Annotated in this window: 23 protein-coding genes; 3 read left to right on the top strand and 20 right to left on the bottom strand. The window is 65.9% G+C overall.

Translation table 11 applies throughout. From position 1 onward, the window contains the following. Positions 1 to 113: 113 nt before the first annotated feature. The gene (locus tag ACFQ24_RS01375; protein ID WP_279606775.1) at positions 114 to 605 is read right to left on the bottom strand and encodes a hypothetical protein; all 492 of its coding nucleotides are present in this window, start codon (positions 603 to 605) and stop codon (positions 114 to 116) included. 624 nt (positions 606 to 1,229) lie between these two features. Here ACFQ24_RS01375 and ACFQ24_RS01370 point away from each other — a divergent pair. After that, positions 1,230 to 1,439, top strand: coding sequence for a hypothetical protein (locus ACFQ24_RS01370; RefSeq protein ID WP_185707871.1), 210 nt, complete (start codon positions 1,230 to 1,232; stop codon positions 1,437 to 1,439). Between the two features lie 4 nt (positions 1,440 to 1,443). On the opposite strand, the gene ACFQ24_RS01365 is transcribed toward ACFQ24_RS01370, so the two are convergent. From ACFQ24_RS01365 to ACFQ24_RS01280, 18 genes are all read right to left on the bottom strand, one after another. Continuing rightward, entirely contained in the window at positions 1,444 to 2,010 is a 567-nt protein-coding gene (locus ACFQ24_RS01365) for a hypothetical protein (RefSeq protein WP_185707365.1), read from the bottom strand. Between the two features lie 198 nt (positions 2,011 to 2,208). After that, positions 2,209 to 3,288, bottom strand: a complete 1,080-nt coding sequence (locus tag ACFQ24_RS01360; RefSeq protein WP_380908609.1) for a DUF2493 domain-containing protein — start codon at positions 3,286 to 3,288, stop codon at positions 2,209 to 2,211. A 775-nt stretch (positions 3,289 to 4,063) separates the two neighbouring features. After that, the gene (locus tag ACFQ24_RS01355; RefSeq protein ID WP_380908607.1) at positions 4,064 to 4,666 is read right to left on the bottom strand and encodes a hypothetical protein; all 603 of its coding nucleotides are present in this window, start codon (positions 4,664 to 4,666) and stop codon (positions 4,064 to 4,066) included. A 29-nt stretch (positions 4,667 to 4,695) separates the two neighbouring features. Then, on the bottom strand, positions 4,696 to 5,025 hold the full coding sequence (locus tag ACFQ24_RS01350; RefSeq protein WP_380908605.1) for a hypothetical protein: 330 nt from the start codon (positions 5,023 to 5,025) through the stop codon (positions 4,696 to 4,698). A gap of 56 nt (positions 5,026 to 5,081) precedes the next feature. After that, positions 5,082 to 5,411, bottom strand: a complete 330-nt coding sequence (locus ACFQ24_RS01345; protein WP_125964385.1) for a single-stranded DNA-binding protein — start codon at positions 5,409 to 5,411, stop codon at positions 5,082 to 5,084. A gap of 765 nt (positions 5,412 to 6,176) precedes the next feature. Continuing rightward, positions 6,177 to 6,371 (bottom strand): DoxX family membrane protein, encoded by a 195-nt coding sequence (locus ACFQ24_RS01340; RefSeq protein ID WP_380908603.1) that lies wholly within the window; start codon positions 6,369 to 6,371, stop codon positions 6,177 to 6,179. A 639-nt stretch (positions 6,372 to 7,010) separates the two neighbouring features. Next, on the bottom strand, positions 7,011 to 7,559 hold the full coding sequence (locus tag ACFQ24_RS01335) for a DUF736 domain-containing protein (RefSeq protein WP_296625956.1): 549 nt from the start codon (positions 7,557 to 7,559) through the stop codon (positions 7,011 to 7,013). Positions 7,560 to 7,774: 215 nt separating this feature from the next. Next, positions 7,775 to 8,350 carry a hypothetical protein gene (locus ACFQ24_RS01330; protein WP_380908601.1) on the bottom strand — a complete coding sequence of 192 codons (576 nt, stop codon included), beginning with the start codon at positions 8,348 to 8,350 and terminating at the stop codon, positions 7,775 to 7,777. Positions 8,351 to 8,407: 57 nt separating this feature from the next. Next, positions 8,408 to 8,647, bottom strand: a complete 240-nt coding sequence (locus ACFQ24_RS01325) for a hypothetical protein (RefSeq protein ID WP_380908599.1) — start codon at positions 8,645 to 8,647, stop codon at positions 8,408 to 8,410. A 136-nt stretch (positions 8,648 to 8,783) separates the two neighbouring features. Next, a complete protein-coding gene (locus tag ACFQ24_RS01320) occupies positions 8,784 to 9,182 on the bottom strand; it encodes a type II toxin-antitoxin system VapC family toxin (protein WP_380908633.1) in 399 nt (132 codons plus the stop codon). Positions 9,183 to 9,193: 11 nt separating this feature from the next. After that, entirely contained in the window at positions 9,194 to 9,454 is a 261-nt protein-coding gene (locus tag ACFQ24_RS01315) for an antitoxin (protein WP_380908597.1), read from the bottom strand. 87 nt (positions 9,455 to 9,541) lie between these two features. Continuing rightward, a complete protein-coding gene (locus tag ACFQ24_RS01310) occupies positions 9,542 to 10,480 on the bottom strand; it encodes a hypothetical protein (protein WP_380908596.1) in 939 nt (312 codons plus the stop codon). A gap of 60 nt (positions 10,481 to 10,540) precedes the next feature. After that, the gene (locus ACFQ24_RS01305; protein ID WP_380908594.1) at positions 10,541 to 11,236 is read right to left on the bottom strand and encodes a hypothetical protein; all 696 of its coding nucleotides are present in this window, start codon (positions 11,234 to 11,236) and stop codon (positions 10,541 to 10,543) included. Between the two features lie 192 nt (positions 11,237 to 11,428). Further along, on the bottom strand, positions 11,429 to 11,626 hold the full coding sequence (locus tag ACFQ24_RS01300; protein WP_380908592.1) for a hypothetical protein: 198 nt from the start codon (positions 11,624 to 11,626) through the stop codon (positions 11,429 to 11,431). A gap of 41 nt (positions 11,627 to 11,667) precedes the next feature. Then, positions 11,668 to 11,979 (bottom strand): DUF7673 family protein, encoded by a 312-nt coding sequence (locus ACFQ24_RS01295; protein WP_380908590.1) that lies wholly within the window; start codon positions 11,977 to 11,979, stop codon positions 11,668 to 11,670. Positions 11,980 to 11,983: 4 nt separating this feature from the next. Beyond that, a complete protein-coding gene (locus ACFQ24_RS01290; RefSeq protein WP_380908588.1) occupies positions 11,984 to 12,385 on the bottom strand; it encodes a DUF6915 family protein in 402 nt (133 codons plus the stop codon). 2 nt (positions 12,386 to 12,387) lie between these two features. Next, positions 12,388 to 12,858 carry a DUF6878 family protein gene (locus ACFQ24_RS01285; protein ID WP_380908586.1) on the bottom strand — a complete coding sequence of 157 codons (471 nt, stop codon included), beginning with the start codon at positions 12,856 to 12,858 and terminating at the stop codon, positions 12,388 to 12,390. Further along, positions 12,855 to 13,373 carry a hypothetical protein gene (locus ACFQ24_RS01280; RefSeq protein WP_380908584.1) on the bottom strand — a complete coding sequence of 173 codons (519 nt, stop codon included), beginning with the start codon at positions 13,371 to 13,373 and terminating at the stop codon, positions 12,855 to 12,857. Before ACFQ24_RS01280 ends, ACFQ24_RS01285 begins: the two co-directional genes overlap by 4 nt. A gap of 168 nt (positions 13,374 to 13,541) precedes the next feature. Between ACFQ24_RS01280 and ACFQ24_RS01275 the strand changes: the two genes are divergently transcribed. Both ACFQ24_RS01275 and ACFQ24_RS01270 read left to right on the top strand, forming a co-directional pair. Next, positions 13,542 to 13,889 carry a hypothetical protein gene (locus tag ACFQ24_RS01275; RefSeq protein ID WP_237367238.1) on the top strand — a complete coding sequence of 116 codons (348 nt, stop codon included), beginning with the start codon at positions 13,542 to 13,544 and terminating at the stop codon, positions 13,887 to 13,889. Position 13,890: 1 nt separating this feature from the next. After that, positions 13,891 to 14,457, top strand: a complete 567-nt coding sequence (locus ACFQ24_RS01270; RefSeq protein ID WP_380908582.1) for a type II toxin-antitoxin system VapC family toxin — start codon at positions 13,891 to 13,893, stop codon at positions 14,455 to 14,457. 96 nt (positions 14,458 to 14,553) lie between these two features. Here the strand turns inward: ACFQ24_RS01270 and ACFQ24_RS01265 are convergent. Beyond that, positions 14,554 to 14,927 (bottom strand): DUF736 domain-containing protein (locus tag ACFQ24_RS01265; RefSeq protein ID WP_380908580.1); only part of this gene is annotated, 374 nt, incomplete at its 5' end.

The following is a 14,927-nucleotide window of genomic DNA, read 5'->3' as shown; positions in this document are numbered from 1 at the left end:
GCAAGGCGTAGCGGCGTGCGGACCGACGGGTCCGCGCGGCCGCGAGCGAGCCGGGACTTGATGCCAGCGGCAAAAGAAATGGGACCGAGCACGAGGCCCGGTCCCGGATGCCGTCAGGGATGACGACCGCAGTGGCAGTAGTTCTCGTCGATGCCGCTGATCGGGCAGAGGCCTGGTCCGAAACCAGCGGCCATGACCTCGGGATCGTCGATAAAGCCAAGCTCGGTGGCGATCGCGATTGCCTGTGACCGGAGCGCCGGATCGAGCTTGTCGATGGTGGGCTCCAGCGCTTCGGTGAACCAGCGCGCATACATCTCGTAGCTGCCGCCGGCGGTCTGGCGCATCATCGCTTTCGAGACGCGGTCCGCCTCCTTCCGAAACTGCGCCAGACTATCCGATTGGGCGGCTGCGGACAGCGGGTCATCCGGCGGAATGTGCGGCTGTTGCGGGTGGTGTTCGGCGGCGACCTGGTATGCCCTGCCGCAGTTCGAACAGCGGGCGCAGTCATCGACCTCGTCATAATGCTCAGGATCGTAGAGCGTCGCGCAGTACGGGCAGATCGCAGCGTTGAACAGTGCCCGGAGATCGTCGGAAAGATTGTCCATAAGAGCCTCCATCAGAATGATGCCGTGCTCCCCATCTCTCATCGATGAGGATGGGCGCATCGGGACGCGGTGTTGAGGCGGTCAGGGACGGCATGGCCGCCGCGGAGCGGGCAGCGGGGGAACCGATTTTGTTGCCGGGTAGCGCAGCGAAGCGGCGGCAAAATTGGGGGGACCGCTGATCCTTGACGGCCGAGGGACACCCAGCGTCATGCTGTGGCGATGAAGCCCGGTCTGATGCCGAGATGTGAGAGTGGTTTGGCTTTGCCCCCGAGTGCCGTGTGGGCATTTCGGATGGATCGCATGGCACCGCGAGGAGCGGCTCGCACAGAGGCAACTTGGTGTCGTTCCATCTCTGTGATAGGCGAGCGCTTGCGCCACCAAGGCCGTGGCGCCGGGACTGGTAATCCCGTCGAGAAAGGCAGCTCGGTGTGGTTTCACGCCGGGGTGCCTGCGCATATGTCCAGGTGCCTCGGTGCTAAAAGCGTAGGCGCATGTCTCGACGTGTTACCAGCCCCGGCTCCCGCGCCCAGAGCGCGGGAGTTTCGGCAAGGGTTTGGCCCTTGCGCATCCGGGGAGCGTGGGATGAGCAAGTGTGGGCAGAAGGTGGAGTCTTGTCCGCCGGAGATGGCATCGCGAAAGGCAGAAGGATCGGAGGCGATCGACCATCTGAGAAATGACCCGGAGATCCGGCGCGCGCTGGCGCTTGTCCTGATGCGGCAGGCGATAAAGGCGCTCGAAGAGGCCGAGGAAGATAGGGCCTGTCGTCATCTGCAGGCCGCGATCGACAGCCTTCTTGAGCGTTATGTCGATGGCGTTCCGTCGGCGACGAACTGATCGTTCAGGCCCACGCAAAGCGAACGTCATCATGCGCCGGAGCGCTGGCGACGAGACGCTCGAGCCGGGGCAGATAATGGTCGACGCCGCGCAGTGCCGCCCGGCTCGGCGTGGCCGGATCGGACAGCCGGGCGCGGAGAAGCTCGACGGGAATTTCGCCGACGCTTTCTGCCTCGATCGCCAGCGCTTCGAGCAGCGCATAGGCATTGCCATAGGCGAGATCGAGTTCGACGGCCTGATCCGACGTGAGGGCGACGCGCAGCGTGATCTCGGCGCTGGCGGGGCAGTGATGGATCGCGATGCGCCGTCCCCTGAACTGGGCTTCCTCGATGACCGCGATCACGGCGGCGTCATGGTCGAAGATGCTGGTGATGGCGGCGAGCGCGAGCGGACAGACGCGTGCCTCGAAGCTGTCGCCGAGATACTCGTCGGGTTCGAGCAGCGCGACGCCGATGCGGTCTCCTTCCGAGCGGAGCAACCGCCGGAGCGCCGCGAGTTTCCGCGCCGTGATGATGGCGCTGGGCGAGAGAGCATCGTCGGCCGGTTCGGTGATGCGGAACAGGATGGACACGGGCTTGGTCTCCTCGACTGAAGGCGCTTTGTCCCCCCCTCTCCTCTTTCTGGCGGCCGCCCACGGTCAGCTTGTCGGGCTCGTCTTGGCGGACCGCTCCAGTGGCGGCGCACGGGGTTCGATGCCCGCGTGCGCCGCTTCCTCGCAGCAAGAAAGAAGAGAGGCTCCGGGCGGATGCCGGAGCCTCTCGAGGGTGCGTCAGCGACGACGCTGGCGACCACCGTTCACCATGTCGCGGTAGTAGTCGTCCTGCGTCCAGGGATCGAACTCGTCGCGTGATTTCGCAAGGCCGGTCTTGGGCTGGGCGAGCCGCGCCTTCACGGTCTCATCGAGCTTCACGACATGCAGCGGCACGCCTGCCTGTCGCAGCTTCTGGGCGAGGTTCATCTGGATGCCCGAACCTTCGCAGACGACGGCTTCCACCGGCTTCAGGGCCAGCAGCCGGTCGTTGCGGACGAAAGCGGCCTTGGCGCCCAACCGGCGGTCGAGCTTGAAGAGGATGACCTTCACGCCGCGCGCTGCGGCCCATGCCTGCGCAATCGCATCGCAGCCCTTGGTCTGGGCGGTCGTTGCGAGGATCATTTCCGGAATGCGGGCCTTGATCGAGTCGAGCCCGCGCCAGAGAACCTCGTGGTCTTCCCAGACCTGCCCGCCGGAGAATGCGACAACCGGACCTTCGGGCGCGAACTGCTCACGGCGCTCCCGGATGCGGGAGGCGAGATAATCGCGGGCGTCGATCATCGACGCGGTGACGCCTCGGGATACCCGGCTACCGCGTGTCGGCGAATAGGGCCGTCCGGTCTCGACGCGATAGACTTCGGAGGCGTGGTCGCGCATGCACTCCATCGCATCGCGGCACCCTTGCAGCGTCTGGCAGAGAAGCTGGGCGTCTTCGAGCTGCGCGGCGTAGATCTCGCTCGGGTCGAAGCTGCGGGCGAGTTCGCCAAGCTCCTTGGCGGCATCGTCTTCGCGGTCGTTGATGCGCTTCGCGACGACGTGGAAGCTGTTCACGAAGCCCCAGGCGAGATCGGCTGCATAGGGTTCGAGACGCGTGTCGCGGAACACATCGAACAGCGTCGCCATCACCATCTCGACGGCCACGCGGGCCTGCTCCGGGTCGGGCATGTCGAGCTGCTCGGGCACGTCGACCGGCGAGAGCTTCGCGCGGTCGTCATGCTCGATGAAAGCGTGTTCGTAAGTGGCGGCGCGGTCGTGGCTGTCCGTCTCGCTGGCGATGAAGCTGGCGAGATCTGCGAAGTTCGAGAAAGACTTGGTCATGTGAGCCTCCATGGCTTTTTGGATGTCTCATCCTCACAGATGAGGCCTGGCTCAGGGCATGCGGTGGTCAGGGAGGTCGGGCACGTTAACCGGGAAGCCGGCCGCTCGCGGCCGGACCCGGGTTAACGCCGCCGCGCGGGGAGCGGGGGAACCGATTTTTTCGGGGGGCCGCGGTAGCGGGCGCACGCAAAAATTGGGGGGACCGCTCATGCTCGACGGACCGCCAGCCCCGCATGCCACACTAGGCAGACACAAGAGAGGAATAGGAATGGAAACCCTTCCTCGCTCGCCAACCGCAAGTGGGATCGTGACCCGGCAGGGCGGAGACGAAGCTGCGCTTCGGCTCCGTGAGCTTAGCCGGGGCTCGCGCGGCACGTGCGGGCGGCGGCTTAGCGAATAGAGCCCCGGTCCCGTCCTTCGCCCGAGCGAAGGGCGGGATGCGCCAACACTTCTTGGTCAGCCCTATCGCAGGACCGATGACCTGGACCTCGCCGGCCCCACACACCCCGGTTTTCAGACGAAGTCTGATCGATCGGTGAGATCCCGCAGCACAAGCAACTTACGCCGCAGCCAGGACGCAGCAACGCGCGGCACGCAGATGTGACGCGAGGCGCCATTCACCTTGAACCCGATCCGACCAGAGGCGGGCGAGCACGGCAAATGCCCGCGCCGACGTCGAAGGCGCCGCGCTGCGGGTTTCAGGGGATGCTGGGCGGGCGGCAAGCTCACCCTCGGCACGGGGCGAGGCCGGTGTGTGCCTACCTCGCCGCCGGCATCAGGTCGGCCTGATCCAGTCGGCGGCGAGCTGCCATCCAAGGATATCGCTGCCGCTGTCGCCGACGGCATCGCCGGAGATGACGCGCCAGGGTGAACGCGGCCGGTAGGTCGGCATATGGCATGCGGTCATCAGCTCGAACGTCGCGCAGATATAGCCGCTCAGCCGGATCGCGAGCACCGGCTGGTTCTCCGGTGGTAGGCCGGTGAAGACCGAGACGAAGCCCGAGGGGATCGGGTGCAGTGTCGTATCGATCATCGCGCGCGCGAGCCGGGTCTCCAGTTCGCTGGCGTCGCTGCCCCAGGGATGGGCATCGATGTCGAACAGATCGGCGGCGTTGGCCGTGGGCACATAGGAGAATTCGCCGGACCAGCAGCGGCTGTCGGGATTGAGCGCGGCGACATCGTCGCCGAGGCGCGCATCGCCGGTCTCGCGGCGCAGCCAGTCGGCAAGGGCCGGCGTGAGCCGGCCCGAAAGCTTGCGGGCGCGCAGCGGGGTCGCATCCTGGTCGGGAAATTCGACCAGCCACCAGGCGAGGCGGTGGTGCATGATGATGCCGAAGCAGTGGTCGGCGGACCGGGCGGGCATGGATTGTGCGTGCATGAGTGTTGTCCTGTTGGAAAGCCGACGGGTCAGTGGACCGAGCCGTCGTGCGCGAAGATGGAATGGGGGATGATCAGCTGGTGCTCGCTGGCGACCAGTGACCAGGCCGCGGCGAGATCGTCATAATATTCGCAATCGACGATTGCGTCGGCGCTGGCTTCGCCGAACTGCGCCTGCTCGAAGTCGCGGGCGTGGGCGGCATCGGTCGCCTCGGTGATCGCCTGGCCAAGGCGGGCGGCGATCTCGTGGCGGCCCAGGCTATCGGCCGCGCGGCGGATGCGCTCGACCATGCAGGGGTTGGTGGTCTCGATGCCGTCGGCGATGCCGGCGATGTCGTCGAAGCTGGTGAGGGTGAACATCTGTGCTCTCCATCGAAAAGTGGAGGGCGGCCGCGCGCGACCGCCCGGAAGGACGGTCAGAGGAACTCGATTTCCTCGGCGACGATGTCGGTATTGTAGTAGGTGCGCCCGTCGCGCTCGTTGCGGCTGTAGCGGATCTCGCCGACCACCAGGAGCTTGTCGCCCTTCTTCTTGTGGTTGGCGACCGACTTGCCGAGGCCGTTGAAGGCCTTGACCGTATGGAACTCGTCGTAGGTCTCGGTGTAGCCGTTGTCGTCCTTCTGGACCTGGCCGTCCTTGATGACCGGCTTGGAGGTGACGAGGCTGAAGCTGACGCCGCCCTTGCTGTCCGTGCCGAAGCGGGTGATGTCCGAGGTGATGCGGCCCGAGAGAAAAACCTTGTTCATGGCCTGATGCCTTTCGCGTCTCACGCCAGCGGGCCGATCCCGCTGGGATGAACAATTGCGAAGGCCCGTGATCGAGGGGACGCCGCACCCGAGCGCCAGTGAGGGGAAACCCCCATTTTTCGAGTGGTGCGGGCAGAGGCCGCCAGGCCTCAACACGGTCGGAAAATGGCGGGTTGCGGGGGCCCCGCACGGGCGTAGCGTTCATCCACTCAAGCGGGTGGCCCACCGGCGATATCGCAAAGGCCCGCGCCATGGACGGTTTCACTCGGAGTCAGCCGAAGCGAGACACCTGCCCTGCACGGCTGCGGCGCGTCTGACTTTCGACCGCGCCCAAGGGGTCTGGGGACGGCCTCGCGTGCGGGACCGACTTGGCTCGGCGTCCGGGACGGCGAGATGCCATCAGGTCATACCCGGCAGCGGTCGGCGAGTGCCAGGCACGAGGAAGGGCACGGCGCTGGATCGTCCGGCAAGAGGACAGCGCGCCGCGGAACGGCGACAGGTGCGCCGGCTCGAGCGATATCAGCGGTTGGCGGGCAGAGACCTCGGCGACGCTTCCTGCGGTCGGGGCGAGCTGCCTGTCGCCAAGATGGCGGGTCGATAGGGGCCTATCAGCACGAGGAAAGCCCGGCAGAAACGGTGAGCGCTATCTACCTCAGACGGGCGAGTGCGCCGGGCGGTGTCCCGCGGAACAGGGAGATCGAGCCAGCGCCGGTCGCGGCGACCAGGAAGAGCCGCCCGCCATGGTCGCGTTCTTCAGGATTTCGATCACATTGCCATGTGCGCTTGCTTCGCCGTCGCGAGACACCAGAGCCCGAGCAGGATGCCAACCGTGCGGACGGGATAGCCGAGGACGATCGCGAGGCGGCCGATGAGTTCGCAAAGGCCGACCAGATAGGCGAAGAACAGGGGGTCGGGCGCAAGTCCGGGAACGAGCGCGGCCGCGCCGCCCATGAGCTTCATTGTGCCGCAGACGATGAAGGGGATGCCGAGGAACAGGGGAAGTGGCTTGCCGACAGAACAAAAACAGGGCCTGCCTCGCGGGGAATGTGCGAGGCAGGCCCTCAAGGGCCGTGCCCGGCCGGGAGGCGGGGACCGGGCACGTCGGGAGCATGTTGGAGGCGAAAAGAGGCGGTGGGACCAGGTTCGGGCCGTGATCCGCATTGAGCGACCGCGCCGCAGTCAGAGGGTTCAATCGGTCAATGCGGAAAGCATGCGCGGCGCCGAGGCGGATCCGATCGCGCTTGTGAGACGCGTCGCATCGGAAATGGAGGACGCCGTTCCGAGCCATTCCAGGGAGCCATCGTGGCGTTCGGCATAGATGGCGTAGGAGGCGGGGACTTCGTCAGCGTCCTGCACGAGTGAATGTTCGCCGGGCGCGTGACGCAGGCCCGCGATTGCGATCTGGCGGCAGCATGCGAGAGGAACGGGACGAAGCTCGCCGCCAGAGGGCGACGTGGAAAGCCCTCGGACCATCCTCGCCGATGGTCGGTGCACGGGCGCGTTGTCAAAAGAAACAGGGCCCGCCTCGCGGCGTGCGAAGCGGACCCTGCAAGGGGCCGCGCCCGGAGGCTGGGCGCGGCGTGGGGGAGATGGATCGCGTCAGGCGGTCGCGTCGGCGGTTTCGGCCGGATCGGCCGCCTCGGAACCGCGCTGCTTGCGCTGGCGGCGACCGCCTTCCTGGGGCTCGCCACCGAAGGCGTGTTCGGCGGAGGACTGTCCGAGGCCGGCCTCGGTGCCCTGGGTGGCGGGGCCGGCGGTCTCGTCGGCGCCGGGCAGCGGCGGCAGGCCCTCGTCGGCCTTGGGCGCCATCTCCGCGGCGAGATCGCGGCGACGCGTCGGGCGCGACCAGACGACGTTGTAGCTGCCGTCCTCCTGACGGAACGCCGACACGTAGAGCGGCGCGGCCAGGCTCGGATCCTCGATCTTGCCATTGAGGAACGCCTCGCCCGTGCCGTTCGAGAACAGCTCGAACAGCGCACCCACCTGCACCCACGCCCGCGACGCCGACAGCGCCAGCACCTCGAACTTGGGCGCCTTGGGATTGGCCGAATGCACCTCGCGCAGCGCAACCGTCATGGCGATCGCCAGCGTCGCGATCTTGCCGACGAAAATGCCGGCGTCATTCTGCTTGATCGAACCGATGTTCATGGGAAAGTCTCCTGAAAGCGGTCTCGAACACCGTGTCCGAGCCACCTCCTCCTTCCCCACTCCCCTCCTCGGCCGTTCGGCCGAGCAGGCGCGCAAGCGCCCATCCGAGCGCCGCAAAAGCGGCCTCGGGACGAAACGCGTTGGGCGCTGGATGGCGCTGACCGCCTTCTGGCGGTCAGGCCGTGTGGCTCACGGCACAGGCTGGCCGACGCTGGCTATGAGGACGCGGGAGGCTCGCGCGTTTTCAGACCGCGGTCGAAGGCTTCGACATGGCGGCGGGCGAGCTCTCGCCGGGCGATGCCATGCCAGTCATGCCAGTAATATGCATCACGCTCCTCATGGCGGCCTCGACGCTCGGGCCGGATGCTGCCGCCATTTGGCTCGATGCGCTGACCGTCATAGATAAGCACCACCTCCATCTGGGTGGCGCTGATGCGCTTGCGTTCGACGACCAGCTTGGCGGGATCATACGGCGGCGGCTGGCGCAGATAGTCGGCGCGCTGCCTGTTGGCGGCGATCGCGGTGCAGAGCCGTTCGACATGATGCGCGTCGTTCGAGACGATGTCGAAGACATGGGATCTGTCGAAGAAATTGCCGAAGAAGCTGACGGCGTTCTCGACCCCTTCGAGCCATTCGCCGCGCAGGTTGCGGGCGTCGCGTTCGACGAAGTTGCCATATTTTTCGAACAGGCGGTTGAGCGGATGATCGCGAAGGATCTCGATCAGCACGTCGATCGCGGCTTCGATGGTCTCGGTGCGCAGATGGCCGTTGCTCAGGACGATGGTCGTCATGGTCGGTCCTCATGAGTTTGGAGTTTATCGAGCGGGGCGGCAACCGCCGCGCGTCTATCAGCGGCGTCGACCTACCGGCTTGGCCCGGTCGGCCGCGCGGCGGTCGAAGACGTCGGCGAGCTGGGCGGGATCACTGCCGGGCCTTGCTTCGATGATGTCGTCGCGGAAGCTCAGGTCGATGCCGACCCTCAAGATGTTGCAATGGTCGACGGCTTCGCGGCAGACGTCCGCCAGGTCGCAGCAGGACGGGGCGGTGGCGGCCAGGATCTTCCACCGCAGACCGGAAAATACGATCATGGGACCCTCCATAGCGCGAGCGACAGGTAAGTTGGCCGCGCGCGGTGGCATGGCGGCCTCGCCAGGCTTGCGGCGCAGTCCGGCGATTATCGTCTGCTGCAGGTTGGCATGGCTGTAATGGTCGAGGGACAGGCCGTCAGTTGGGCTCGTCGAGCCAGTTCTCGATTTTAAGGGCGCGGATGCGCGAGAATTCGCCGTCGTTGGCGGTCACAAGCACCGCGTCCAGGGCATAGGCATGGGCTGCGATGAACAGGTCGTTCGGGCCGATCGGTTTGCCCGCGGCCTCGAGCTCGGCGCGAATTCCGCCATATTCGGTGTCGGCCGGAATATCGAGGGCGAGAACCTGGATGCTGTCGAGGATCGCTTCGATCTGGGCCAGGAGACGCGGCGATCCCTTCTTGGCGCACCCGTAGCGGAGTTCGGCGGCCACGATAATGCTGACGCAGATGCTGTCAGGGCCGACCTCGGCGATCCGCTTCGCGATGGGACCGTGCGGATTGCGTGCAAGCTCGGACACGATGTTCGTGTCGAGCATGTAGAGGGTGCTCAAAGGTCTATGGCCTTGGCCGGCAGCAGCGTATTGTCGACGTCCGGGAACTCGTCATCGGGTCCGAGCGGGTCGAGGCTCGCAAGGACTTCGAGAATATTCCGCCGACGGATCGGTACGAGAATGAGCCGCTCGCCGTCGCGGTGGATCATGACGCTCGTTCCGGGAAGCTCGAAGTCGGCCGGGATACGCACGGCCTGGCTCTTGTTGTTGCGAAACAGTTTGGCTTCCCGCGAGGCTATCGGTTCGGATCGTGCCATGCGGTCCTCCTTGCATATACATAGACATATACATTGCGGTCGGCCATTTCAATGACGGACAGCAACAGGGACCTCGGCCCTGGCGTCTCACACCTCGAGATAGCAGTCATGGGCCAGCAGGAAGGCCTCGGCGACGGATTCGCCGTCGGCGAGCAGGCGCGGCTCGCGGGAGCCGGCCCAGATGGGACGGGGCAGATCGTCGCCCATGGCAAAGCGCCAGCGGGTGAGGCCGTTGGCGGCCTCCAGAACGAACCCGGCCTCGGTAGTCTTAAAGCGCTCTATGGTCGCCTTCTCGTCGCCGAAGTCGGGCATGTCGGCTATGCGCTCATGGCCGGCATAGCGATGCTCCCACGGCGTGAAATCCGCAATCTGGTCGGGATGCACGCCAAGGATGCGCTGGTCGATGGCAGCCCGGAGCGACCGGAAATCCTCGGCCGGGGTGATCTCCTCACGGGTCAGCCAGATCCACCCGTCAGACCCGGTGAGCGGCAGAACGATCCACGAGCCGCGATTGCACTGCCAGCCCGAGAGGCCGACGCCCCCTTGTCCATAGCTGCCGAGATGGCTCGAATAGTCGGTGAGCATGCGGCCTTCCGGCCAGTCCGGCGGCATGGGACCGATGACGCTGTTTCCCCTGACGGCGCTAAACGAGCCCCGATCCCATATACTGTCTCGGTTGAAGACCCGGCGCTTGGTTCTGCCGGTGCGAGGAAGGTCGAGCACGCGGCGTGCCTTCTCGACTGGATCCTCGCCCTGACGGAGGGTGACGCAGAGGCGGAGGGTGAGCGCTCCCGAGGCAGGGCTGGCGCTGTCCTCACAATCGAGCGCGAGAACAGCTTCGTGCTGGACCGGAGACTGGCTGCTTTCCGGCACGATAGTCCGCTTGGCGGCCCAGTCCATGCGCCGGCGCTCGTACCAGCTTTGGGAAAGAAGCCAGCTGCGCGCGCGGCGCGCATCCTCGGCCTCGGCTTTGGCGAGGATCCAGTCGGGGATGGGCGCCGTGAAGACGACGTCACAGGTCGGCATGGCGAGATACTCCGGCTTGGGCGTCTGTGCGCCGCGCTTGATGGCGGCGGTCCGGCGCGTTCAGGCGAGCGGCTCCGGCAGGGCCAGCCATTCCGGCTGGTCGTTTGCGATCGGCAGGTCGGTGTTCGAGGCCTCGGCCTCGGAGAAGACGGTCGCGGTTTCGAGCGAACCGAAGCCCGCTTCGCTGTTCCAGAAGAGCAGGCCCTCCTCGGCATCCCGCGTGGCGATGACGAGGCCGTGCTCGGCCTCGCCGGGACGGCGGGCCAGCGCCTTTTCGAGGCCTCGGCCCGAGCCGCCGAATTCGATGTCGTCCTCGCGGATCACGACGAAGCCGCCGCCGAATTCGCCCGGACGCATGCGATCGCAGTCGAGGGCATATTCGAAGCCAAAGGGAAGCGCGGAGCGTGCCGTGGCCTGGATGAGCGCCGCGGCGGCCTCGATGTCGACCTGCTCGCCGTAAATCCAGACGCCGACCGTGTCGCCGCTATCGGTAGGATCGACCTGCAGGGTGAAGCCGAGGCGGGGATAGTCGGGATCGGAGAAGATCTCGAGAAAGCCCGAGAACGGGTCGGCATCGGCCGCCGGAAAGCAGGCCGCGAAAGCCGGGCCCAGCGCGGAGAAGCGCGCGGCGCGCCGATCGGCTTCGAGCGAAGGATCGTCAAGGACTTCGATGGCATCGTCGATCAGGCGGAGGATGTCCGCCTCGGCGGGCGTGACGACGAACGTGAAGCTCGCCTTGGTGAAGTGGTTGGCCATGCCGGCTCCTTGGGAAAAAGGATGCGGTGCCAGGCGTGTCCCCGGCCTCGGAGACAGGCCCGGCCCCTCCCCCTGCCCCGCTCCCCTTTCCGTGCGCGGAGCGCGAGGCGCAGCAGACGCGCGGAGGATATCCGCGGCCTTGGTCAGCGATGGTCGGAAGGTGCGGGCGGCGTTACCGCCCTACGGGCAAGTCTAGGCCTTGCGCTTGCGGCGGCGGGGAGGCCCGACATGGTCGGCGGACACTTCGAGGTCCACCGCGAGTTGGGTGAGCGTGCGCTGCGCGCCCAAGCGCTGCAGGCCGTCCATACGGCCGTCGAGCTTGAGCGTCTTGATCCGCGATCGAACGAGCGAAGCGGCGACGCGCAGCGTGTGGGGATCGAGCTCGGTCATGGGACTCGATCATAGCGCGGAAGGCGCGTCGAGGCGAGCGCTCAGCCGTCCTCTGCGAAGTCGCGCCAGCGTCCAACCAGCTCGATCATCTCGGCCTTGCGGCCGAAGGCATCGGGATAGATCGCGCCTTCATGCTGGCCGAGAAACCCGATGATGGTTGTCATGTGGGTCGCGATCGTCGCGTCGACGCCGAACAGATCTGTGATAGGGAAATGACCGCAATCCTCGCCATTCCACCAGGCAAGCAGGAAGTTCGCGACCCGCCGCGCCTGGCCGGTGTCGGACCGAGCGATTTCGATCAGCCGGTCGAGGGCATGGCGTGCGGCGGCTTGACTGAATGGCCCCTTGTCCATGGCATCAGGCTATAGCAGGGATAGGGTCACGTGAACCGGGAACTGGAGCGCCAAGCTCGGGATCGAAACCCGGCGAGCCCGCAGGGTTGCCGCGCAGGATCCAGGGCATCGGCTGGATGAGCCGCGCCCAGTCGGCAAAGGACGGTATCCGCCCAAGATCCTCTGCAACATGCTGCTCTCCGACGAGCCGGACCGGAATGTCCCGGCCGTCGCTGTTGCGGATCGTCACGCCGAAGATCGTCTCGAGGAGAAAAATGCCTTCGGCATGATGCCTCAAGGCGCGATGCCGCGGATCGGCGATGATCTTCTTGGACTCGTCGAACCACTGGTGAAGCGGCAGATAGTCGTCGGGATTACCGCCCCACCGGCGGACCGAACTCAACGCATGATAATGGCAATGCGACATCGCTAGAGCTCCGTCTCGCTGGTGTCATAGTCGATGAAGCGGGTGTTGTGCGTCAGCGTCACCGAGCCGGACGCGACGTCGATGCCGATGATCCCGTGGGCCCCTTCGCCATTTTCCCAACCGCAATGATGAGCGCAGACCGCATTCTCGGCGAACGCGCTCAGAGCATCTTCGAGGTCGATCGTCCGCGTCGTGACAGAGCCATTAAATTCGAGCGCGAAATGGTCGCACAGGATGGCCGGTAGCTCTGCGCTGGCATCGTCGCGATAGGCGAAGACATCGCCCACGCTGCCTTCGTCGCCGCCTCCGTCATAGTGGATTTCCACGCGCGCGATGCCGTGTTCGCGCAGCAATGGAAGCAAGGCGGCCTTGCAGCGCGCCTCGACGGCCTGGACCGCGGTGAGACCGGTCTCGATCTCCGCGACGATCGCGGCCTCGGTAGCCGGCTGGTCGGAAGTGGATTGCTGGGTCATGCGTCGATCTCCTGGATCAGAATCTTCGCGGCCTCGGCGCTGGCCGGGTAGGCGGCGGCGAGGTTACGGTTAAGGGTTTCGAAGTCCGGGATCGCGAACTGTCCGTCGGCATTGGGCCGGGTCGCCAAAAGCGCGCCGGTGACGATATCGTCGATCCGGTCCCGATCGACGGTCGGCGCAGCGCCGTCCTCATAGCGGACCGGCGGCGCGAACCCGGCCTCGACCCAGCTTTCGAGGCCATCCTGCGCGGCCTCGGAATAGGCGGCAACCGCGGGATTGCGCCGATAGGCAGCGGCATCGATCTTGAGGCCAAGCGAATAGTAGACGCCGAAGTCGTGGCGGTTGGTGACCGACACCAGCGTGCAGCCATCGGGCGGCGGGCCGAAGCGGGCAATGATGGCGGCGCGATAGGCGGCGACTTCGAGGCGGTTCAGCCGCTCGAAATCTTGCGTGTGCCCAAGCTGGGCGCAGTCCTCGTTGGCTGGGGCACCTCCGAGGTCGATGATGTCGCACATGATTGTCTCCTGTCACGATTGGACAGGAGCCACGCTCCCCCTCCTCTCTACGGCCGCAGGCCGGTCGGGCGGGGATCGAAGGCTGACAGGAAAACTGGTGAGCAAACTTGAAGACTTGGACCAAGTACGGTATGTTGAACGAAATCGGATTTTGTTGGACAAAAGACAATGGCTAAGAATAGCGGAGCGCGCCGTACTGACGGCGGGAAACACCAAGGCGGCTGGTCGGGCAAGCGCAGTGTCGGGACGGGCCATATCCTGACGGTTCATGGTACCCAAGTCGAAGCGGTGATGGCCGCCGCGCAGCGGTCGGGCCTGCTACATGAGAAGAGCGGCCGGATCGGCGGCCGGGTTAGCCCTGCTCTCGTCGAAAAGGCGAAGGCTCGAACCGGCATCGAGACGGACACCGATCTGATCGAGTTCGCCCTCGCCAACATCGCTCTTGAGGACAAGTTCGCCGAGAAATTCAAAGCTGCGCGCGGCAAGGTGGATCCGGATCTGAAGCTCGGCTTCTAATATGGCGGGCTTCGATGTTTCAGCAGCGATGCGCTGGGCGCGTTTCGACCCGCGCCGTACCTTGGCGCGGCGGCCAGACGACATCCTCCCGTTCGCGGAGCGGGATGAACTGGGCGGACAAGCGCTGCTGCTCGACACATGTGTCTATATCGATCAGATGCAGGGTCGCGCCCCGACACTGGTTGAGCAGCTCGTCGATGGACGGCAAGTCAACCATTCGACCGTGGCTATTCAAGAGCTGATGCATACTATCGGCGTGCTCGATCCGGGTGATCCCCGCACGGCTGGCGTGGTGAAAGTGATCAGGGCGCAAATCGAGGCCATGCCTGATCACCGCGTCTTCACAACCGACGCGGAAGTGCTCGGGCGCGCAGCTCTTCTCGGCGGCGTTCTGTCGCGCATACAGGGTTATGCACGGGACGCACGGCTCAAGGCGCTGCACGACTGCGTACTTTTCCTTCAGGCGCAGAAACTCGGTTTCACGGTGCTGACCGCGAACATCGCCGACTTCGACTACCTGCTGCAGCTTGTGCCGACCGGTCGCGTTCTGCTCTATCGGGCTGGCTGAGGGTCGGAGAGCCAGGGCCTGGCCTGGGGCGGTGAAGCAAAATAGCCCCCGCTCGTTAGAGCGAGGGCCTGGGTGATTCACGAGAGTCGCGCAGCGTTAGCTAGCGAAGGCGTGTTCGGCGGAGGACTGTCCGAGGCCGGCCTCGGTGCCCTGGGTGGCGGGGCCGGCGGTCTCGTCGGCGCCGGGCAGCGGCGGCAGGCCCTCGTCGGCCTTGGGCGCCATCTCCGCGGCGAGATCGCGGCGACGCGTCGGGCGCGACCAGACGACGTTGTAGCTGCCGTCCTCCTGGCGGAACGCCGACACGTAGAGCGGCGCGGCCAGGCTCGGATCCTCGATCTTGCCGTTGAGGAACGCCTCGCCCGTGCCGTTCGAGAACAGCTCGAACAGCGCACCCACCTGCACCCACGCCCGCGACGCCGACAGCGCCAGCACCTCGAACTTGGGCGCCTTGGGATTGGCCGAATGCACCT

It is taken from the genome of Sphingobium olei (genome assembly GCF_042678845.1).
GTDB lineage: Bacteria > Pseudomonadota > Alphaproteobacteria > Sphingomonadales > Sphingomonadaceae > Sphingobium > Sphingobium olei.
The sequence above is the reverse complement of the archived record's forward strand: the minus strand, read 5'-3'. Positions and strand labels throughout refer to the sequence as shown.